General features: G+C 65.1%; 22 protein-coding genes. 7 read left to right on the forward strand and 15 right to left on the reverse strand.

Going from position 1 to position 18,341, the window contains the following annotated elements:
- A complete protein-coding gene (recG, locus tag DN387_RS09915) occupies nucleotides 1-2,076 on the forward strand; it encodes an ATP-dependent DNA helicase RecG (RefSeq protein ID WP_043861560.1) in 2,076 nt (691 codons plus the stop codon).
- 77 nt (nucleotides 2,077-2,153) lie between these two features.
- Nucleotides 2,154-3,554 (forward strand): aminoacyl-tRNA deacylase and HDOD domain-containing protein, encoded by a 1,401-nt coding sequence (locus tag DN387_RS09920; protein ID WP_054916472.1) that lies wholly within the window; start codon nucleotides 2,154-2,156, stop codon nucleotides 3,552-3,554.
- Nucleotides 3,555-3,578: 24 nt separating this feature from the next.
- Here the strand turns inward: DN387_RS09920 and DN387_RS09925 are convergent, their stop codons facing one another.
- The 12 genes from DN387_RS09925 to DN387_RS09980 all read right to left on the reverse strand — a co-directional run bounded on the left by DN387_RS09925 (nucleotide 3,579) and on the right by DN387_RS09980 (nucleotide 10,480).
- On the reverse strand, nucleotides 3,579-3,956 hold the full coding sequence (locus DN387_RS09925) for a helicase (protein WP_043861558.1): 378 nt from the start codon (nucleotides 3,954-3,956) through the stop codon (nucleotides 3,579-3,581).
- Between the two features lie 110 nt (nucleotides 3,957-4,066).
- Nucleotides 4,067-4,924, reverse strand: a complete 858-nt coding sequence (locus tag DN387_RS09930; RefSeq protein ID WP_147303847.1) for a hypothetical protein — start codon at nucleotides 4,922-4,924, stop codon at nucleotides 4,067-4,069.
- A complete protein-coding gene (locus tag DN387_RS09935) occupies nucleotides 4,921-5,622 on the reverse strand; it encodes a hypothetical protein (protein WP_054916470.1) in 702 nt (233 codons plus the stop codon). Before DN387_RS09935 ends, DN387_RS09930 begins: the two co-directional genes overlap by 4 nt.
- A complete protein-coding gene (locus tag DN387_RS09940; RefSeq protein ID WP_147303848.1) occupies nucleotides 5,613-6,593 on the reverse strand; it encodes a sel1 repeat family protein in 981 nt (326 codons plus the stop codon). The genes DN387_RS09935 and DN387_RS09940 overlap by 10 nt, the downstream gene beginning before the upstream one ends.
- On the reverse strand, nucleotides 6,590-7,141 hold the full coding sequence (locus tag DN387_RS09945) for a hypothetical protein (protein WP_054916468.1): 552 nt from the start codon (nucleotides 7,139-7,141) through the stop codon (nucleotides 6,590-6,592). Before DN387_RS09945 ends, DN387_RS09940 begins: the two co-directional genes overlap by 4 nt.
- Nucleotides 7,138-7,494 (reverse strand): hypothetical protein, encoded by a 357-nt coding sequence (locus DN387_RS09950; protein WP_043861556.1) that lies wholly within the window; start codon nucleotides 7,492-7,494, stop codon nucleotides 7,138-7,140. The genes DN387_RS09945 and DN387_RS09950 overlap by 4 nt, the downstream gene beginning before the upstream one ends.
- Nucleotides 7,491-7,817, reverse strand: coding sequence for a hypothetical protein (locus DN387_RS09955; protein ID WP_054916467.1), 327 nt, complete (start codon nucleotides 7,815-7,817; stop codon nucleotides 7,491-7,493). The genes DN387_RS09950 and DN387_RS09955 overlap by 4 nt, the downstream gene beginning before the upstream one ends.
- Nucleotides 7,817-8,029, reverse strand: a complete 213-nt coding sequence (locus DN387_RS09960; RefSeq protein ID WP_043861554.1) for a hypothetical protein — start codon at nucleotides 8,027-8,029, stop codon at nucleotides 7,817-7,819. The genes DN387_RS09955 and DN387_RS09960 overlap by 1 nt, the downstream gene beginning before the upstream one ends.
- A complete protein-coding gene (locus DN387_RS09965; protein ID WP_054916466.1) occupies nucleotides 8,019-8,444 on the reverse strand; it encodes a hypothetical protein in 426 nt (141 codons plus the stop codon). The genes DN387_RS09960 and DN387_RS09965 overlap by 11 nt, the downstream gene beginning before the upstream one ends.
- Before the next feature lie 227 nt (nucleotides 8,445-8,671).
- Nucleotides 8,672-8,947, reverse strand: a complete 276-nt coding sequence (locus DN387_RS09970) for an HU family DNA-binding protein (RefSeq protein WP_008366879.1) — start codon at nucleotides 8,945-8,947, stop codon at nucleotides 8,672-8,674.
- A 186-nt stretch (nucleotides 8,948-9,133) separates the two neighbouring features.
- Complete coding sequence (locus tag DN387_RS09975) at nucleotides 9,134-10,282, reverse strand: NAD(P)/FAD-dependent oxidoreductase (RefSeq protein ID WP_054916465.1); 1,149 nt, start codon at nucleotides 10,280-10,282, stop codon at nucleotides 9,134-9,136.
- Nucleotides 10,283-10,312: 30 nt separating this feature from the next.
- A complete protein-coding gene (locus tag DN387_RS09980; RefSeq protein ID WP_007954349.1) occupies nucleotides 10,313-10,480 on the reverse strand; it encodes a rubredoxin in 168 nt (55 codons plus the stop codon).
- A 207-nt stretch (nucleotides 10,481-10,687) separates the two neighbouring features.
- Between DN387_RS09980 and DN387_RS09985 the strand changes: the two genes are divergently transcribed.
- The gene (locus DN387_RS09985; RefSeq protein WP_235384226.1) at nucleotides 10,688-11,215 is read left to right on the forward strand and encodes a chorismate lyase; all 528 of its coding nucleotides are present in this window, start codon (nucleotides 10,688-10,690) and stop codon (nucleotides 11,213-11,215) included.
- The gene (ubiA, locus tag DN387_RS09990) at nucleotides 11,215-12,105 is read left to right on the forward strand and encodes a 4-hydroxybenzoate octaprenyltransferase (RefSeq protein ID WP_054916464.1); all 891 of its coding nucleotides are present in this window, start codon (nucleotides 11,215-11,217) and stop codon (nucleotides 12,103-12,105) included. Before DN387_RS09985 ends, ubiA begins: the two co-directional genes overlap by 1 nt.
- A 32-nt stretch (nucleotides 12,106-12,137) precedes the next feature.
- Here the strand turns inward: ubiA and DN387_RS09995 are convergent, their stop codons facing one another.
- Nucleotides 12,138-12,512, reverse strand: a complete 375-nt coding sequence (locus DN387_RS09995) for a hypothetical protein (RefSeq protein ID WP_043861550.1) — start codon at nucleotides 12,510-12,512, stop codon at nucleotides 12,138-12,140.
- Between the two features lie 147 nt (nucleotides 12,513-12,659).
- Between DN387_RS09995 and phoB the strand changes: the two genes are divergently transcribed.
- The 3 genes from phoB (at nucleotide 12,660) to DN387_RS10010 (ending at nucleotide 16,221) form a co-directional block, all read left to right on the forward strand.
- Complete coding sequence (gene phoB / locus DN387_RS10000) at nucleotides 12,660-13,349, forward strand: phosphate regulon transcriptional regulator PhoB (protein ID WP_028942483.1); 690 nt, start codon at nucleotides 12,660-12,662, stop codon at nucleotides 13,347-13,349.
- A 142-nt stretch (nucleotides 13,350-13,491) separates the two neighbouring features.
- Nucleotides 13,492-14,766 carry a phosphate regulon sensor histidine kinase PhoR gene (gene phoR / locus DN387_RS10005; protein ID WP_213085772.1) on the forward strand — a complete coding sequence of 425 codons (1,275 nt, stop codon included), beginning with the start codon at nucleotides 13,492-13,494 and terminating at the stop codon, nucleotides 14,764-14,766.
- Between the two features lie 114 nt (nucleotides 14,767-14,880).
- The gene (locus tag DN387_RS10010) at nucleotides 14,881-16,221 is read left to right on the forward strand and encodes a hemolysin family protein (protein WP_043861548.1); all 1,341 of its coding nucleotides are present in this window, start codon (nucleotides 14,881-14,883) and stop codon (nucleotides 16,219-16,221) included.
- A 6-nt stretch (nucleotides 16,222-16,227) separates the two neighbouring features.
- Here the strand turns inward: DN387_RS10010 and DN387_RS10015 are convergent, their stop codons facing one another.
- Both DN387_RS10015 and DN387_RS10020 read right to left on the reverse strand, forming a co-directional pair.
- Entirely contained in the window at nucleotides 16,228-17,124 is an 897-nt protein-coding gene (locus DN387_RS10015; RefSeq protein ID WP_054916463.1) for a M23 family metallopeptidase, read from the reverse strand.
- Nucleotides 17,125-17,309: 185 nt separating this feature from the next.
- Nucleotides 17,310-18,221: a response regulator gene (locus tag DN387_RS10020; protein WP_054916462.1), complete on the reverse strand. Its 912-nt coding sequence runs from the start codon at nucleotides 18,219-18,221 to the stop codon at nucleotides 17,310-17,312.
- Between the last annotated feature and the right edge of the window lie 120 nt (nucleotides 18,222-18,341).

Here is an 18,341-nt window from a genome sequence, read left to right on the forward strand (position 1 = left end):
ATGACCGAGTTGTCGAAGGTGTCGGTCACGGCACTGAAGGGCGTTGGCGAAGCCTTGGCCGAGAAGCTGGCCAAGGTTGGCCTGGAGAACATCCAGGACGTGTTGTTCCACCTGCCCCTGCGCTATCAGGACCGCACCCGCGTGGTGCCGATCGGCGCCCTGCGCCCGGGCCAGGATGCAGTGATCGAAGGCGTGGTCAGTGGCACCGACGTGACCATGGGCAGGCGCCGCAGCCTGCTGGTGCGCCTGGGCGATGGCACAGGTTCGCTGAGCCTGCGCTTCTACCACTTCAGCAACGCCCAGAAAGAAGCGCTCAAGCGCGGCACCCACCTGCGCTGCTACGGTGAAGCGCGCCCCGGCGCCTCGGGCCTGGAGATCTACCACCCCGAGTACCGCGCCCTGACCGGCGACGAGCCGCCCCCGGTCGATACCACCCTGACCCCGATCTACCCGACCACCGAAGGCCTCACCCAGCAGCGCCTGCGCCAGCTGTGCCAGCAGAGCCTGGGCCTGCTCGGCCCGCGCAGCCTGCCCGACTGGCTGCCGCTGGAACTGGCACGCGACTACCAGCTGGCACCGTTGGCCGATGCTATCCGCTACCTGCACCACCCGCCGGCCGATGCCGATGTCGAAGAGCTTGCCGTGGGCCACCACTGGGCCCAGCACCGCCTGGCCTTCGAAGAGCTGCTGACCCACCAGCTGTCTCAGCAGCGCCTGCGCGAGAGCCTGCGCGCCCAGCGGGCCCCGGTGTTGCCCAGGGCGAGCAGGCTGGCGGCCCAATACCTGGCCAACCTGGGCTTCGCTCCAACCGGCGCACAGCAGCGCGTGGGCAACGAGATCGCCTACGATCTCAGCCAGCCCGAGCCGATGCTGCGCCTGGTGCAGGGCGATGTGGGTGCCGGCAAGACCGTGGTCGCCGCGCTCGCTGCCCTGCAGGCGCTGGAAGCCGGCTACCAGGTGGCGCTGATGGCCCCCACCGAGATTCTTGCCGAGCAGCACTTCGTCACCTTCAAGCGCTGGCTCGAACCGCTGGGCATCGAAGTCGCCTGGCTGGCCGGCAAGCTCAAGGGCAAGGCGCGCACCGCCGCGCTGGAGCAGATCGCCGCCGGCGCGCCAATGGTGGTGGGTACCCATGCGCTGTTCCAGGAAGAGGTGAAGTTTCACAACCTAGCGCTGGCGATCATCGACGAACAGCACCGCTTTGGCGTACAGCAGCGCCTGGCCCTGCGCCAGAAAGGCGTGGGCGGCCAGTTGTGCCCGCACCAGCTGATCATGACTGCCACGCCGATCCCGCGCACCCTGGCCATGAGCGCCTATGCCGACCTCGACACCTCGGTGCTCGACGAGCTCCCGCCGGGGCGTACCCCGGTCAACACTGTACTGGTGGCCGACAGCCGCCGCATCGAAGTGGTCGAGCGCGTGCGCGCCGCCTGTGCCGAAGGGCGCCAGGCCTATTGGGTATGCACCCTGATCGAAGAATCCGAAGAGCTGACCTGCCAGGCCGCCGAAACCACCTTCGAAGAGCTCACCAGTGCCCTGGGCGAGTTGCGCGTGGGGCTAATCCACGGGCGCATGAAGCCGGCCGAGAAGGCTGCGGTGATGGCCGAGTTCAAGCAGGGCAACCTGCAACTGCTGGTGGCCACCACCGTGATCGAGGTGGGCGTGGACGTACCCAACGCCAGCCTGATGATCATCGAGAACCCCGAACGCCTTGGTCTTGCCCAACTGCACCAGTTGCGCGGGCGAGTCGGACGCGGCAGTGCCGCCAGCCATTGCGTACTGTTGTATCATCCGCCCCTGTCGCAGATCGGGCGTGAACGCCTGGGGATCATGCGCGAAACCAATGACGGCTTTGTCATTGCGGAGAAAGACCTGCAACTGCGTGGCCCGGGCGAAATGCTCGGGACCCGCCAGACCGGCCTGTTGCAGTTCAAGGTCGCCGACCTGATGCGCGACGCCGACCTGCTGCCGGCGGTGCGCGATGCTGCACAGGCCCTGCTGGCACGCTGGCCGGACCACGTCAGCCCGTTGCTCGACCGCTGGTTACGCCACGGGCAGCAATATGGCCAGGTGTGACGTACCTCCCATGTCGACGCGGGCCGCCCCCATCGAGCCGGCTATACTGGCCGCTGAAAAAATACTGGATACAGACCATGACTGAAGTTGCCCTGGATACCGCAACCCCCCACACACCGTCTGTTATCCGGTTGCTGCTCGACAAGCTCGGCATCGCCTACCGCGAGGTCATTGACCACCCGCAGCTGGCGCCCGAGGCCAAGGTCCAGGCCGTGCTGCTCGACGACGCGGTCGGTGCGCTGATGGTGCTGTTCCCGCAGAACCAGCTGCTGGACCTCAGCCACCTGACCGAGCTGACCGGCCGCAAGCTCACCGCCGTGCCGCTCGAGCGGCTCGAACTGATGCTCAAGAAGCACGGCCTGACGATCCTGCCCGCCATTCCGGCGCTGACCAGCTCACCGTGCCTGTACGAGGAGCGCCTGCTCAAGCAGCCGGCCCTGCTGATTCATTCCGGAACCCCCGGCCTGCTGCTGGAAATCCACAGCGAGCACTTCAGGAAGATGCTGGCCAAGGCCAGTGCCGGGCATTTCGGTGTACTGCTCAGCGAGATCCGCCCCAACCTCGACCGTCCGGCCGATGACAGCAAGGAGATCACCGAGGCGGTGCAGGCATTTACCGCACGACGCATCCAGCAGCGCCTGGAATCGACCATCGAGATCCCGCCGCTGGCCGAGACCGCACAGAAGATCATCAAGCTGCGGGTCGACCCCAACGCCACCATCGACGACATCACCGGTGTGGTCGAGACCGATCCGGCGCTGGCCGCGCAGGTGGTCAGCTGGGCCGCCTCGCCCTACTACGCCTCCCCCGGCAAGATCCGCTCGGTGGAAGACGCCATCGTGCGGGTGCTGGGCTTCGACCTGGTGATCAACCTGGCGCTGGGCCTGGCCCTGGGCAAGACCCTGAGCCTGCCCAAGGATCACCCGCAGCAGACCACCCCCTACTGGCAGCAATCGATCTACACCGCCGCCGTGATCGAGGGCCTGACCCGCGCCATGCCCCGCGCCGAGCGTCCTGAGTCGGGCCTGACCTACCTGGCCGGGCTGCTGCACAACTTCGGCTACCTGCTGCTGGCGCATGTGTTCCCGCCGCATTTCTCGCTGATCTGCCGCCACCTGGAGGTCAACCCGCATCTGTGCCACAGCTATGTCGAGCAGCACCTGCTGGGCATCAGCCGCGAGCAGATCGGTGCCTGGCTGATGCGCTTCTGGGACATGCCCGAAGAGCTGGCCACCGCCCTGCGCTTTCAGCACGACCCGCATTACGCGGGCGACCATGCCGCCTTCCCCAACCTGGTGTGCGTGGCGGTACGCCTGCTGCGCGCGCGCGGCATCGGCTCGGGGCCGGACGACCGCATCCCCGACGCGTTGCTGGAGCGCCTGAACATCAGCCGCGAGAAGGCCGAGGACGTGGTGCACAAGGTGCTTGAAGCCGAATCGCTGCTGCGTGAACTGGCGTCACAGTTCACCCCGCACTGACAACCTGAAGCCTGGGCGCTGCGCTCAGGCTTTCTTCTTGCGCGGCATCAGGTACTTCATCAGGCCCTGGAACCAGATCACCAGGGCCGGGTTGCCCTTGATCTGGATCGACTTGTCCTGAATCCCCTGCATGAACGCCAGCTGCTTGTTCTTGGCCTGCAGCGTGGCGAAGCCGTAGGCGGCATCCTTGAAGGCAATGGCGAACGCAGGCTCGGCATGGGTGCCACCCTTGCTGCGGATGCGCTGGTTGCTGACGATGAAGTGCCGGGCGACCTTGCCGTCGAGGGTCTGCAACTGGAACACCAGGTCCTTGTCCTTCAGTTGCTGCTGGAACGCCGGGTTGTTGCGGCTGGCCCGGGCCATCAGCAAACCCATGGCCCAGAGCAGAAAACGAAACTTCATATGCGCCCCTAGGCGAAAAGTGACTGAGGGGCGCAGTTTAGCTTTTTTGCGACCAAAGGCTACAGCCGACTTCGCTTTGTTGAAGGCGACTGTATGTCAGGGTGTGCGGCCTACCGGTTGGGGTCGGCAGCCGGTACCGCATCCAGGCGCAGTTGCACCCGTGACGGAATCTTCTGCGCCGCGCCGGCCTCCAGCATCTGCTGGCGATAGCGCGCGTAGTAAGGGCCGGCTTCGCGCGAGTTGCCGTAGCCCCAGAGAATGTCGGCAATGTTCAGCTGCAGCGCCCGACGCCCCTGGGCAAAGGGCTCGATGGCGCGATAGATGCGCAGCATCAGGTTGGGGTTCCAGTCGTCGCCGATCAGGTAGCCCATGTCGTTGTAGCCGGGCACGTTGTCCTGGGGCGCATGGCAGGCCATGTAGGAATCCAGGCCCATGTACACCTCTTCGGCCAGTACGGCGTGACGCGCGGGTATCTCGCGGTTCTCGCTGCTGTGCAGCAGGCCTGCGACCTTGGCCGGCTTGATGGTTTCCAGCTTGGTAGCCCAGGGCAGCTTGTTCTCCGGCTGCCAGGCGCCGTTCTGCCAACGGCCCACGCAGTACTGAGCCAGCCGCGTGGCCATCACACAACCGGTGTCCATCGCCACCATGTCGCAGCGCAGCGTGGGGGGCGTGAACTGCCGCCCCGACTGGCGCAGGCGGTAGAGCATCACGAAGCGCCCGTCAGGCGACACTGCCGAAGCGTCGCCATCGATCGCATCCCGCGCAAACTCGTGCGGGTACAAGGTGAAGCTCTTGCCATTGGCGCCTTGCCACTGCACCGCATGCCAGCCGTTCTCCTCGGCGCTCCATTTGGAGAACGAAAGCTTCGCCCCGCCTGCGCCCTCGATGGTTTTTTCGGCAGGTACTGCGGCATGGGCAGTGCCTGCCAGTGACAACGCCAAGGCAACGGCGTGAGGGGTACGCTTCATTTCGAACCCTTGAAGATGAGGTTGAGAAAGTGACGGTGCAGCTGCGCATTCGCGCCGATGGCCACCAGGGTCACACTGGCAGACAGTGTGCTGTAGAACAGCGCCCGCAGCGGATGCTCGGGCCACAGGTAGAAGCCGATGATCGCCGCCATGAACACCGTGGCCTGTACCTTGCCCCACACCCGTGGCAGCAGGGCGATCAGCAGGTTCATGCCGACGAAGAACCAGAACACCATGTACATCGCTATGCCAACGGCTACACCGCGCGACGTCAGCCCGCCGGCGTACTGCTTGTACCAGCTCACCAGCGTGCCGTTGAGCGCCACGTAGGCCACCACCGCAAACAGGTGCACCACTATCGGCAGCACCCAGCGCAGCAACTGGCGGTGGGTGACCGGGCTGTCGCCACGCCAGTGTTCGGGCAGTGGCGCCAGCCCGGGCGACGGAGGCTGGTTGTCGATGTGCGCCAGATACTCTGCCCAGCCACGCGGTGCGTTGTGGCGCAGCAGGTAGGCCTGCTGGCGGGCCTTGCCCAGACGCGACCAGAACGGCCACCAGCAGTAATGCCAGTAGTGTTCGAAATCGCCCTGCAGGCTGCCCAGCCCCTGCGGGTCGAGCTCGGGAAAGCTGACCCAGGGCGCGGGCGGGCTCAGCGTCGGGTCTTGCAGGCATTCGCGCCAGTTGTGGGCTACAGGCATGGCTGGTCCTTGTCGGCGCGAGCGCCGCGTTTGATCATCTCCTGGGCATTGAAGTCCGCCCAGTCTGCACCGTGCGCCACCGCCTCGGTGTAGCAGGCCAGCGAGCGTGCCGGTTGAGCGGGCACGATTTCACCGCGCGCATACACGCTGCCCAGCTCGTTGAAGGCATTGCCCGAGCCCATCGCGGCGGACTGACGCAAGGCGTCGAGGGCCTTCTGCGGGTGTTTGCAGGTGTTGTCGTCGGGGCGGTACTGGCCCTCGTCGCAATAGAAGCTCGCCAGCATCAGTGCCCCTTCAGGGACAGTGGCCGACGACAGGCGCAGCAACTGCTCCAGGCGCTGGTTGCTCAGGCGCGGCGCCATGCCCGACAGGCTGATTGCCGCAGCGCTGTAGGCAGCGTAGGCAGAGCCCTGGTCCACGGCATCGAGGTAGCTGTTGAGCGCAGCGATGAACAGCTGCTTGTCGATGGGCTTGATTTCACCCTGGCCCAGTTGCTCGTAGGCATCGCCGCGCAGCAGCGCACGCACGCCGGGGGCGGCATCATCGCGGGTTTTCACGCTCTTGAGCGCGTCGCTCGGCGACCAGTCCTCGACCCGCGCCAGCGCCCAGCAGTCGGCCTGCTCGAAGATGAATGCCTGCAACACCTCGCCGCGCTGGTCGCGAAGGTAAACCCGGTCGGGCAGCGCGATTTCACGGATCAGACCGTTGGCCGCCACCCGCTCCGACGACAGCTGCGAAAGATCAGGACGCAGGGCTGGCTCGAGCTTGCGTACCACCGGTTGCGGCCCCTCGGGCCCGGCCTGGAGGCGCTGCTCGACCAGGGTATGGGCGGTAAAGTCGGCCTGCAGCTGCGCATCCTCGGCAAACGCCTTGAAAAACATCGCGAAGTCGCGGCTGGGGCAAACCGGCGCGGCCTGCGCCAGCGCACTTGCCAGCAGGCCGGCCAGCAGCATCGGGATACTCGACTTCATGGCTGATACACCGGGGGCGGGTTGATGTAGTACTCGGTTTGCGTGCAGGGGTAGTCGCTGACCCACACCAGCCACAGCCACAGGTCCCAGAAGTAGCGCACCAGGTGCTCGGGTTTGCGGCAGCAGGCCTGTTCTTCGGCCACGGTGTAGTCGGTATTGGCGATGAAGCTGTTGAGCCAGTGCGGCTCCCATTGCGGCATGGCGATGTCGAAATGGCGGTCGCGCTTGTTGAAATTGATCCAGTAGATGCCCACTTCGGCTTCATCCTCGAAGTCGCGCATGTCCAGCGACTGCAGGTCGTACAGCGGCGTGCGCCAGACCTCACCCGGGCGCTCGCGATCGGTCACGCGCATGTAGCCCATGCCGCCGAAAGGTATCAGCCAACTGCGCGCCGGCACGTTCTGGAAACGGTAGCGCCCCGACTCGCTGACGAACGAGGTCTGTCCGGGTGCCTCGATCAGCGCGTGAATCTGATAGCCCACCCACGCCAGCACGCCCAGCACCACCAGCCAGCGCCACAGTTGCTGCTTTACGGTCGGGCTGCTCATTTACGCCTCAGCCAGTGCGAGATCAGCACCGCCGACAGGCTGAGGCCGCCCGCCAAGCAACTGAAGAAGTACGCCCGCACCGGGTGCTCGGGCAACAGCCACCAGAGGATCAACACGATTTGCGCGGCCACCAGCCAGTACTTGAGCTTCCAGTTGGTCAACAGGGGCAGCACCACATTGAGCGGCACGAACACCCACATCACCAGGAACACAATGCTGCCGGAGGACACGCCACGGGCGGTAAAGCCGCCGTAGTGGCCCTTGTACCAGTCCACGGCAATATCGTTGAGCACCCCGTAGAGCACGATGGCCAGAGCATGCAGGGCGACATTGATCAGCAGTTGTCGCTTCATTTGGGCAGCGTTCCTTGCAGCGCATTGCACCAGCTGCGCACATCGTCACGGTCGAACGCCGGGCAGTGATTGTCCTTGGCGATATAGCGATAGGGGTGAGCGGGCTCATGGGTGAAGTGGTAGTAGTAACGGTCGTCCTCGCCGTACAGCCAGTAGTTCGATGAGCCCTGGGACACCTGATACGGCTCGAAACTCAGCAGCGACGATTCGGCGGGGATGAAGTTGTCGCGGTCCATCAGCAGCATCAGCAGGTTGCCGAACAGCGGCGTGCCCACCCCCAGCGCCAGCACGGCCACCAGTATCACCCCGATTACTGCCTTCATCACGGTACCTGGGTATTCATGCAGTAGGTGCCCACACCGTGCAGCAGCACCACCGCCAACAGGCAGCCAAACGTCAGCAGCCTAACCCAGCGCGTGTTGCGTTGGCGCTCGCCGAGGTTCAGCAGCAAGGCGAACAGGCACAGGATGGCCAGGCTGCCGAACAGGTTGCTGTCGGCGAGACCTGCCAGGTAATTCTTCAGCTCAAGATCCATTGCACAGGCGCCTTTGCGCCGCCAGCAGCAGCGCGGTCAGGGTGACGAAAAAATAGCCGGCGCCCAGCAGGTAGGGCACAAAGACCACCCACATCAGCATCAGGCCCAACCCGGCGATACGGCCGGTGAGCAGGTAGACCAGGCCATACAGCACCCAGGGCAGTGCGTAGAAAGGGACGCACCACAACGGCGCCCACCACAGGTGCCGAGGCGCCAGGTGCAGGCGGCGGCTGGCCCACAGCGCGAACAGGGGGTAGCCAAGCAGGCCGAAGCCCAGCAGGTAGATTTGCAGGAACGGCTCGAAACCGGTCACGCGCAGGCCGTACTGGTAGACATCCAGACACAGCAGCGAAACCAGGCATACCCAGGGTAACCAGACGTAGAAGCGATAGGGGGGCGCACAGCTCACAGGCATGAGCCGAACGATTCGATGAATGATGAGTTGCCCATGCCGCTCCCTCCCTGGAACACCGCCGCGCGGGTGTGGGCGGCGGCGTATGCTAGTCACAAGCACGGGGCACGGCAATAGCGCACTGCACGGTGGGTTCCTCGCCGGCATTGCCGGCGAAGAGCCGCCACACAAACAAGAACGGGCACCTTGTAGAGGTGCCCGCTCTTCAATGCAATCAGTAGCCCACGGCCTTACGGATTGACGCTGTCCTTGAGGAACTTGCCTGGCTTGAACGCCACGGTGTTGCTGGCCTTGATCTTCACCGGCTCGCCCGTCTGAGGGTTCTTGCCGGTGCGCGCGCCACGGTGGCGCTGCAGGAACGTGCCGAAGCCTACCAGGGTGACGCTGTCTTTCTTGTGCAGCGCGTTGGTGATTTCTTCCAGTACGGCATTGAGCACGCGGTTGGCCTGCTCCTTGGTAAGGTCGGCTTTCTCGGCAATGGCTGCGGCGAGTTCTGGTTTACGCATGGTGAAGCCCCTCTGACGGATTTTTTGTTGTTATGCCGTGCTGCCTTGCAGGCAGCGCCTAAGGCACCGCAGGCTCTAAACTGCGGCAGACGGGTGTGAGAATGGCACGCCGCCAGTGGCCGCGCCAGTCTCTGGGCGGCCATTGTTCAGGCAATAGCAGGGTATATCCGACAGAACGACAGCTATTTATGCCAGCAACGGCGGAAGTTGACGGTTCAGCGCCAGCTTTTCCATCACTGCCGTACCGGTCAATACATAGCCCAGCAGTTGGCCATCGGCATCCCGGCAGAGCACCTTGATGTCGCTGCCCTGCCCTTCGACCTGCCACTGGCCTTCGCGGGCGCGTGGCGGCGGTGAAACGACCAGCGGGCATACCGGGGTCTTCACCGTGATGGGCATAGGCCCATAGCTGACCACCGTCGGATTGCCCGCCAGGGTCTGCGCCAGCGCGCGCGCGCAGGCCATCAGCGGCATCACGTACAGCAGGTTGATGCCGTCGACCTCGGCACAGTCGCCCAGGGCATGGATATTGGCGTGCGAGGTGCGCAGGTGGCGGTCGACCACCACCCCGCGATTGACCTGCAGGCCAGCGGCGGCAGCCAGGTCGATACGGGGGCGCAGGCCGATGGCCGATACCACCAGGTCGCAGACGATCACACTGCCATCGGACAGATGCGCTTGCAGGGCATCGGCCGAACGTTCCAGGCGGGTCAGCACCGGGCCCAGGTGAAAGCGCACACCAAGCCCTTGCAGCCCAGCCTGCACCGCAGCCGCGGCGGCCGGGTGCAGCAGGGTCGGCATGACCTGCTCGCAGGGGGCGACGATGTCGATCTCGAAGCCACCCAGGTGCATGTCGTTGGCGAACTCGCAGCCGATCAGCCCGGCCCCCAGAATCAGTACCCGGCGCTTGCCGGCCGCCGCGGCGCGAAAGCGCGCGTAGTCTTCGAGGTCGTTGATCGGGAAGATCGCATCGGCTGCGTCGCCCTGCACCGGCACCTGGATGGTCTGCGCGCCCAGCGCCAGCACCAGGTCGCGGTACGGCACCTGCTCCTCGCCGATCCACAGGCGCTTGTGGCCCGGGTCGATGCCGCTGATGCGTGTATGGGTACGCACCTGGGCCTTGAGCTGCTCGGCCATGGCCCCCGGCTCGGCCATGCTCAGGCCGTCGGCGTCCTTGTCCTTGGCAAAGCCGGTGGACAGCATCGGCTTGGAATACGAGCGACCATCATCGGCGCTGATCAGCAGCAACGGCGTCTCGCCGTCGAGCTTGCGAAATTCGCGGGCGAGGTTGTAGCCCGCCAGCCCCGTACCGACAATCACCACCGGATCGCTCATGCCTTCATCCCTTCCCTGTATAAAAAATGATCAGTTGATTTCGATCATCTCGAAATCCATCTTGCCCACACCGCAGTCCGGGCACAGCCAGTCTTCCGGCACGTCCTGCCACAAGGTGCCCGGCGCAATGCCGTCATCCGGCCAGCCATCGGCCTCGTTGTAGATAAGCCCGCATACCACGCATTGCCACTTCTTCATGATCGCTCTCCCTCCAGTAATCCAGACGCACATCGGTTGTGATCATTACAGTCTTGGCGCTGCATGGATCGTCAGGGGGCTTTGTACTGAGGCTGGTGGCGCGATGCAAGCGCAACCGGCAAACATGCTAAGCTCGGCGCCTCACTGGCTTGTAACCGCATACCTACCGTGCCGTACGAAACCTCGCAAGTGCCCGCGCCACACTGGCTGCAGCAGCAAACGCCGCTGGCCGCAAGCGCCGACCCCCTTACCGCCGACTGGCTGTTCGACCAGGGCTCGTTGACCCGCCGCCTGACCCGATTATCCGCCGATCACTTCAGCGTGACCCCCCTGTACGAGGGCTGGCAGCCGCTGCGCGCCGACGAGTGCACCAGCCTCGGCCTGGCCCCGGGCAGCGAAGGCTGGGTGCGCGAGGTGTACCTGCGCGGGCATGGCCAGCCGTGGGTGTACGCACGCAGTGTGGCCGCGCGCAGCGCCCTGCAGCAGGGCGGCCTGGACATGGAAGCGCTGGGCAGCCGTTCGCTGGGCGAGTTGCTGTTCTGCAGCCCCGGGTTTGCCCGCCAGGCCATCGAGGTGTGCCACTACCCTGCCGCCTGGTTGCCCCGCGAGCAGCGCCATGACGGCCTGTGGGCACGCCGTTCGCGGTTCGACCAGGGTGAACTGAGCATCCTGGTGGCCGAGATCTTCCTGCCCGCCCTGTGGCAGGCCACCGATACCCGCCTGGAGGACCGCTGATGTACCTGAGCCTGCTCAAGTCGCTCAATCGCCTGCACCCCCGGGCGTGGGACTTCATCCAGCTCAGCCGCATGGACAAGCCGATCGGCATCTACCTGCTGCTGTGGCCCACCCTCACGGCGGTATGGATCGCGGCCAAGGGCACGCCCACCGTGGCCAACGTGCTGATCTTCCTGTTCGGCGTGGTGCTGATGCGCGCCGCGGGCTGCGCGATCAACGATTTTGCCGACCGCAAGGTCGACGGTCACGTCAAGCGCACCGCCGAACGCCCGCTGGCGGCCGGACGCATCAGCGGGCGCGAGGCGCTGGTCCTGTTCGCGACCCTGGTGGGGCTGAGTTTCGTGCTGGTGCTGTGCACCAATGCGCAGACAGTATGGCTGTCGTTCGGCGCCGTGGCGCTGGCAGCCTGCTACCCGTTCATGAAGCGCTACACCTATTACCCGCAGGTGGTGCTGGGCGCGGCCTATTCCTGGGGCATCCCCATGGCCTTCACCGCCGCCACCGGCGAGCTGCCGGCCATCGCCTGGCTGCTGTACATCGCCAACCTGCTGTGGACCGTGGGCTACGACACCTACTACGCGATGGTCGACCGCGACGACGACCTGAAGATCGGGGTCAAGTCCACCGCGATCCTGTTCGGCGAAGCCGATCGTGCCATCATCCTGACCTTGCAGCTGCTGTCGCTGGGCTGCCTGCTGATGGCCGGCAACCGCTTCGAGCTGGGTGGCTGGTTCCACCTGGGGCTGGTAGGCGCGGCGCTGTGCTTCGCGTGGGAATACTGGTCGACCCGCAGCCTGGATCGCGACGCCTGCTTCAAGGCCTTCCTGCACAACCACTGGGCCGGGCTGCTGGTGTTCATCGGCGTGGTACTGGACTACGCCCTGCGCTAGCCGCCCCCGGGGGCGGCCGCGCAAGGCCGGCCTCATGGCTTGGCGGCGTGCCAGACGTCCTTCATGCCGTCGCCGGTCATGTCACCGCCCTTCTTGTCCTTGACGAAGGTGTACAGCGGCTTGCCATCGTAGGCCCACTGCATCGAGCCGTCTTCGCGCTTGATCTGCGTCCACTTGCCCTCGGCGGCGTCGCCCGCCATGGCCTTGAGGGGCGGCCAGTTCTTGGCGCAGTCGTCATTGCACATGGATTTGCCGCCGGCATCCTTGTCGAAGGTGTACAGCGTCATGCCGGCAGAATCGACCAGCACGCCGTTCTTCTCCATCCCCGGCGCGGCCGCTGCCACCCCCGGCAGGGCCAGTGCTGCAACAGCAAAGAGAGCCATCCAGTTCAGCGTATGTCGTGTCATTGGATTCACCGTTTTTGGTGATGGGTGGGAGCTAAAGCCTAGCTCAGCCAAGGAATGTTGCCGCCAGGCCACACGACCTGTCACACGACTGCAATAATTCCGTTATCTAATGCGGGCCAAGACACCTTAATGGGAAGAGGTTTGAGCATGGTTGGCAGGAACATTCTGATCGTTGACGACGAGGCGCCGATTCGCGAGATGATCGCCGTTGCATTGGAAATGGCCGGCTACGACTGCCTGGAGGCGGAAAACTCGCAGCAGGCCCATGCCATCATCGTCGACCGTAAGCCCGACCTGATCCTGCTCGACTGGATGCTGCCGGGCACTTCGGGCATCGAACTGGCGCGGCGCCTCAAGCGCGACGAGCTGACCGGCGACATCCCGATCATCATGCTCACCGCCAAGGGTGAGGAAGACAACAAGATCCAGGGCCTGGAAGTCGGCGCCGACGACTACATCACCAAGCCGTTCTCCCCGCGCGAACTGGTGGCCCGCCTCAAGGCCGTGCTGCGCCGTGCCGGCCCCAGTGATGGCGAGGCCCCGATCGAGGTCGGCGGCCTGCTGCTCGACCCGATCAGCCACCGCGTGACCATCGACGGCAAGCCTGCCGAGATGGGCCCTACCGAATACCGCCTGCTGCAGTTCTTCATGACCCACCAGGAGCGCGCCTACACCCGTGGCCAGCTGCTCGACCAGGTATGGGGCGGCAATGTGTATGTGGAGGAGCGCACCGTCGACGTGCATATCCGCCGTCTGCGCAAGGCGCTGGGTGAAGCCTACGAAAATCTGGTACAAACCGTGCGCGGCACGGGATACCGGTTCTCAACCAAGAGTTGAGAACACGGCAAGCTACAAGCCTCAAGTAAGAGCAAAAGCAAACGCAGATCCGCTTCAATCTTGCAGCTTGCCGCTTGCAGCTTGCAGCGGGTCCTAAGGACCCACCGTGAACCAAAACTGGCATGGCACCCTGATTCGCCACATGCTGCTGCTGACCACCGTCTGCCTGCTGGCAGGGCTGATCAGCGGCCATTACGGCTGGAGCCTGGCCCTGGGCCTTGGCGTGTATCTGGGCTGGACCCTCAAGCAGCTGCTGCGCCTGCACGACTGGCTGCGCCAGCACAAACCCGACGAGGCCCCGCCCGACGGCTATGGCCTGTGGGGCGAGGTGTTCGACAGCATCTACCACCTGCAACGCCGCGACCAACGCGTGCGCGGGCGCCTGCAGGCAGTGATCGACCGCGTGCAGGAGTCCACCGCCGCCCTCAAGGACGCGGTGATCATGCTCGACAGCGACGGCAACCTGGAGTGGTGGAACCGCGCCGCCGAGACCCTGCTGGGGCTCAAGACCCCACAGGACAGCGGCCAGCCGGTCACCAACCTGGTGCGCCACCCGCGCTTCAAGGAGTACTTCGAACAGGAGAACTACCTCGAACCGCTGGAAATCCCCTCGCCCATCAGCGACCGCCTGCGCATCCAGCTGCACATCACCCGCTACGGCAACAACGAACACCTGATGCTGGTGCGCGATGTGACCCGCATCCACCAGCTCGAACAGATGCGCAAGGACTTCGTCGCCAACGTCTCCCACGAGCTGCGCACGCCACTGACGGTGATTGCCGGGTACCTGGAGACCCTGCTCGACAACGTCGAGGAGGTGAACCCGCGCTGGGTACGGGCCCTGACCCAGATGCAGCAGCAAGGCGTGCGCATGCAGACGCTGCTCAACGACCTGTTGCTGCTGGCCAAGCTGGAGGCCACCGACTACCCCTCCGACAACCAGCCGGTGGCCATCGACAGCCTGCTGCAGTCGATCAAGGGCGATGCCCAGGCCCTGTCCGGCCAGCGCAACCAGCGCATCACCCTGGACGCCGAGCCGGGCGTGCGCCTCAAGGGCAGCGAGGCGGAACTGCGCAGCGCGTTCTCCAACCTGGTGTTCAATGCCGTCAAGTACACCCAGGATGAAGGCCAGATCCGCATCCGCTGGTGGGCCGACGCCCAGGGTGCGCACCTGAGCGTGCAGGACTCGGGCATCGGCATCGACCCCAAGCACCTGCCACGCCTGACCGAGCGTTTCTACCGCGTCGACTCCAGCCGCAACTCCACCACCGGCGGCACCGGCCTTGGCCTGGCGATCGTCAAGCACGTACTGCTGCGCCACCGCGGCCGGCTGGAGATCAGCAGCGTACCGGGCCACGGCAGTACCTTTACCTGCCATTTCGCCCCCGTTCAGGTGGCAACCCGCACCGTTTCCTGAGCGACCGCCCTTTAAATTTGCGCAGTCAGCCGCTACATTGGCTGACTCGCGCCAGTACCTGCTGGCATTGCCACACTCCCTTATTTCAGAAGACGGACCCCGTAAAACTCCATCATGGACCCTTCCCCTGGTATCACCCTCGCTTCACTGTTCGCCGATTTCGGCATGATTCTTTTTGCTCTGCTGCTGGTTCTGCTCAACGGATTCTTCGTTGCGGCCGAGTTCGCCATGGTCAAGCTGCGCTCGACCCGGGTCGAGGCGATTGCCGGCAAGAACGGCTGGCGCGGGCATATCCTGCGTACCGTACACAGCCAGCTGGACGCCTACCTGTCGGCCTGCCAGCTGGGCATCACACTGGCCTCGCTGGGCCTGGGCTGGGTCGGCGAGCCGGCCTTCGCGCACCTGCTCGAGCCGCTGCTGGCGGCGGTGGGCGTGCAATCGCCCGAAGTCATCAAGGGCGTATCGTTCTTCAGCGCCTTCTTCGTGATCTCCTACCTGCACATCGTGGTCGGCGAGCTGGCGCCCAAGTCCTGGGCCATTCGCAAGCCCGAACTGCTGTCGCTGTGGACGGCGGTACCGCTGTACCTGTTCTACTGGATGATGTACCCGGCCATCTACCTGCTCAACGCCAGTGCCAACGCCATCCTGCGCATCGCCGGCCAGGGCGAGCCCGGCCCGCACCACGAGCACCATTACAGCCGCGAGGAGCTCAAGCTGATCCTGCACTCCAGCCGGGGCCAGGACCCCAGCGACCAGGGCATGCGCGTACTGGCCTCGGCGGTGGAGATGGGCGAACTGGAAGTAGTCGACTGGGCCAATTCCCGTGAAGACATGGTCAGCCTCGACGCCCATGCGCCGCTCAAGGAGATCCTCGCGATGTTCCGCCGGCACAAGTTCAGCCGCTACCCGGTGCTCGACGCCGAAAGCGGCGAATTCGTCGGCCTGCTGCACATCAAGGACCTGCTGCTGGAACTGGCTGCGCTGGACCACCTGCCCGAGTCGTTCAACCTGGCCGAGCTGACCCGCCCGCTGGAACGCGTATCGCGGCACATGCCGCTGTCGCAGCTGCTGGAGCAGTTCCGCAAGGGCGGCGCGCACTTTGCCCTGGTCGAAGAGGCCGATGGCAAGGTGATCGGCTACCTGACCATGGAAGACGTGCTCGAAGTGCTGGTGGGCGACATCCAGGACGAACACCGCAAGACCGAGCGCGGTATCCTCGCCTACCAGCCCGGCAAGCTGCTGGTGCGCGGCGACACCCCGCTGTTCAAGGTCGAGCGCCTGCTGGGCGTGGACCTGGACCATATCGAGGCCGAAACCCTTGCTGGCCTGGTCTACGAGACGCTCAAGCGCGTACCGGAAGAAGAAGAGGTGCTGGAGGTCGACGGCCTGCGCATCATCATCAAGAAGATGAAAGGGCCCAAGATCGTGCTGGCCAAGGTGCTCAAGCTCGATTGACACGCCTTACGGGTTGCCGGCGGTAAAGCTCGGCAGCCCGCCGATGGGCTGGTTGAACTGGTACGGGATCGACTCCAGCGCCAGCCCCACGTTGCGCTGCACCACGAAATGCAGGTGCGGCCCGCTGCTGTTGCCGGTGTTGCCGGACCTTGCCAGCGGCGTGCCATAGGCCACCCGCTGGCCTTCGCTGACCACCACCGACCCGCGCATCAGGTGCAGGTACACGCCCATGGTGCCGTCGGCATGCAGAATCCGCACGAAATTGCCTGCCGGGTTGGTACCGCGCCCGCTCTGGGTGTTTTCCGTCTTGATCACCACCCCTGCCCGCGCCGCAATGATCGGCGTGCCTTCGGGCATGGCGATGTCCATGGCATAGCGGCCCTTGGGGCCGAAGTGGCTGTAGGTGCCATTGGGGCCCTGGGAGAGGCGGAACGGGCCGCCGCGCCAGGGGAACGGGTAGCGATAGGCCTGGGTGCGCTGGGCGGGGTTGCCCAACGTGTAGTTGAACTGCTCGCGGTAGCTGACCGGGGTACCGGGCTTGCGCGCACCGAGGGCAGTGAGCAGCAGTGTGGAACGGGCCGGTACCACCCGCCGGACGATGCGCGGCGCCAGGTTCTGCACGTTGCCCAGGCGCTCCAGGCGCAGTTCCACTTCGACCGGGGCGTGCAGCTCGTTGCGGGCACTGAAACGCACGCCGTCGGCGTACTTGCTGACCTGCAACTGCACCTGCTGGCCCAGCTGCTCGACCATGCGATCACGGAACACCAATGCGCGGGCGCCGGGGCTGGGGCGATCGGAATAGGACACCACGCCGTCGGCGTCGGTGTTCTTGTAGATGGTCATGGCCCAGCTCGGGCCGGCAGCCAGCAACAGGGCGCAGAACAGCAGCAGGTGTGGCGGCATCGGTAGTGGCCATCTGACAGGTTAGCTGTGAGCAAGCCTAGCAGGGGAATATGGAGGGCGTGTTGCGGGGAGTGATGCGGGGTATGGCAGGCGATCAGTGGTGTGTCCTTCGCCGGCAAGGCCGGCTCCTACGGCTGTAGGAGCCGGCCTTGCCGGCGAAGAGGCTGCAAGCAGCAAAGGGCCTGTCAGGCCCCCGGCACGAAGTGCTTGAGCGCCGTACCGCGGGCAATCAGCCGCGACAGGTAGTCGAGCTTCTGCGCATCCTGATCGACAAAGCGGAAGGTCAGCTGCAGCCAGTCGCTGTCCGGCTTGGATTCCACCGCCACCACCGCATGCAGGTACCCGTTGAGCCGCGCGATCTCGGCATTGTCGCCCTGCTCCAGGTCCAGCACCGCGCCTTCCAGGATCTGCGGCAGCACTTCGCCACGGCGTACCACCAGCAAGGCTTCCTTCAGGCTCAGGGCCTTGATCACGCAGGCCTGGTTGCCGCTGGACAGGCGCAGCTGGCCCTGTCCACGGCCCGCCGGCGCCGCCGCCTTGGCCGCGCCGGGTTGCGGCGCATTGATCAGTGGCTTGGCCGCCGACACCGGGGCCGCGGCTGCAGGGGCGGCCGGGCGCACGGTCTCGGCCTTGCCGCCGGTCAGGGCCGACAGCGAATCATTGGCAAACGCGGAGGTGGCGCGGGTGGGCGCACTGGCCATCAGGGTATCGAGCTTGCCCAGCTTGGTCAGCGCCTTCTTCACCTTGGTCAGCAACTGCTCGTTGGTGAACGGCTTGCCGACAAAGTCCGACACACCGGCCTGGATCGCCTGCACCACGTTTTCCTTGTCGCCACGGCTGGTCACCATGATGAACGGCATGGCCTTGAGCGCTTCGTGCTGGCGGCACCAGGTCAGCAGCTCCAGGCCCGACATCTCGGGCATCTCCCAGTCGCACAGCACCAGGTCGAAACGCTCGCGCTCCAGCAGCACCTGGGCCTTGCGACCGTTGACCGCGTCCTCGATGACCATGCCGGGGAAGTAATTGCGCAGACACTTTTTCACCAGGTCACGGATAAACGGCGCGTCATCCACGACCAGAACACTGACTTTACTCATCGCCACTCCTTCAAGACCCGGCTAGCATAACGTTGACTGATGGCCATTTGCCAAGACTTCGCTCATGCCGGGGCTCCGTCAAATCATTCGCGGGTGCGTGCTGTTGCGCTGCCGCAAACG

The sequence above is a fragment of the Pseudomonas sp. FBF18 genome, from assembly GCF_024261405.1.
Lineage (GTDB): Bacteria > Pseudomonadota > Gammaproteobacteria > Pseudomonadales > Pseudomonadaceae > Aquipseudomonas > Aquipseudomonas palmensis.

What these genes read in the sequence shown, in the direction of transcription:
- DN387_RS09955 (WP_054916467.1), bottom strand. Translation starts at nt 7,817, where the DNA reads ATGAAGGCAGTAATCGGGGTGATACTGGTGGCCGTGCTGGCGCTGGGG.
- DN387_RS09975 (WP_054916465.1), bottom strand. Translation starts at nt 10,282, where the DNA reads ATGAGCGATCCGGTGGTGATTGTCGGTACGGGGCTGGCGGGCTACAAC.
- DN387_RS09940 (WP_147303848.1), bottom strand. Translation starts at nt 6,593, where the DNA reads ATGAAGTCGAGTATCCCGATGCTGCTGGCCGGCCTGCTGGCAAGTGCG.
- DN387_RS09965 (WP_054916466.1), bottom strand. Translation starts at nt 8,444, where the DNA reads ATGCCTGTGAGCTGTGCGCCCCCCTATCGCTTCTACGTCTGGTTACCC.
- DN387_RS09925 (WP_043861558.1), bottom strand. Translation starts at nt 3,956, where the DNA reads ATGAAGTTTCGTTTTCTGCTCTGGGCCATGGGTTTGCTGATGGCCCGG.
- DN387_RS09960 (WP_043861554.1), bottom strand. Translation starts at nt 8,029, where the DNA reads ATGGATCTTGAGCTGAAGAATTACCTGGCAGGTCTCGCCGACAGCAAC.
- DN387_RS09950 (WP_043861556.1), bottom strand. Translation starts at nt 7,494, where the DNA reads ATGAAGCGACAACTGCTGATCAATGTCGCCCTGCATGCTCTGGCCATC.
- DN387_RS10010 (WP_043861548.1), top strand. Translation starts at nt 14,881, where the DNA reads ATGGACCCTTCCCCTGGTATCACCCTCGCTTCACTGTTCGCCGATTTC.
- phoR (WP_213085772.1), top strand. Translation starts at nt 13,492, where the DNA reads ATGCTGCTGCTGACCACCGTCTGCCTGCTGGCAGGGCTGATCAGCGGC.
- DN387_RS09970 (WP_008366879.1), bottom strand. Translation starts at nt 8,947, where the DNA reads ATGCGTAAACCAGAACTCGCCGCAGCCATTGCCGAGAAAGCCGACCTT.
- ubiA (WP_054916464.1), top strand. Translation starts at nt 11,215, where the DNA reads ATGTACCTGAGCCTGCTCAAGTCGCTCAATCGCCTGCACCCCCGGGCG.
- DN387_RS09930 (WP_147303847.1), bottom strand. Translation starts at nt 4,924, where the DNA reads ATGAAGCGTACCCCTCACGCCGTTGCCTTGGCGTTGTCACTGGCAGGC.
- phoB (WP_028942483.1), top strand. Translation starts at nt 12,660, where the DNA reads ATGGTTGGCAGGAACATTCTGATCGTTGACGACGAGGCGCCGATTCGC.
- recG (WP_043861560.1), top strand. Translation starts at nt 1, where the DNA reads ATGACCGAGTTGTCGAAGGTGTCGGTCACGGCACTGAAGGGCGTTGGC.
- DN387_RS10015 (WP_054916463.1), bottom strand. Translation starts at nt 17,124, where the DNA reads ATGCCGCCACACCTGCTGCTGTTCTGCGCCCTGTTGCTGGCTGCCGGC.
- DN387_RS10020 (WP_054916462.1), bottom strand. Translation starts at nt 18,221, where the DNA reads ATGAGTAAAGTCAGTGTTCTGGTCGTGGATGACGCGCCGTTTATCCGT.
- DN387_RS09980 (WP_007954349.1), bottom strand. Translation starts at nt 10,480, where the DNA reads ATGAAGAAGTGGCAATGCGTGGTATGCGGGCTTATCTACAACGAGGCC.
- DN387_RS09995 (WP_043861550.1), bottom strand. Translation starts at nt 12,512, where the DNA reads ATGACACGACATACGCTGAACTGGATGGCTCTCTTTGCTGTTGCAGCA.
- DN387_RS09920 (WP_054916472.1), top strand. Translation starts at nt 2,154, where the DNA reads ATGACTGAAGTTGCCCTGGATACCGCAACCCCCCACACACCGTCTGTT.
- DN387_RS09935 (WP_054916470.1), bottom strand. Translation starts at nt 5,622, where the DNA reads ATGCCTGTAGCCCACAACTGGCGCGAATGCCTGCAAGACCCGACGCTG.
- DN387_RS09945 (WP_054916468.1), bottom strand. Translation starts at nt 7,141, where the DNA reads ATGAGCAGCCCGACCGTAAAGCAGCAACTGTGGCGCTGGCTGGTGGTG.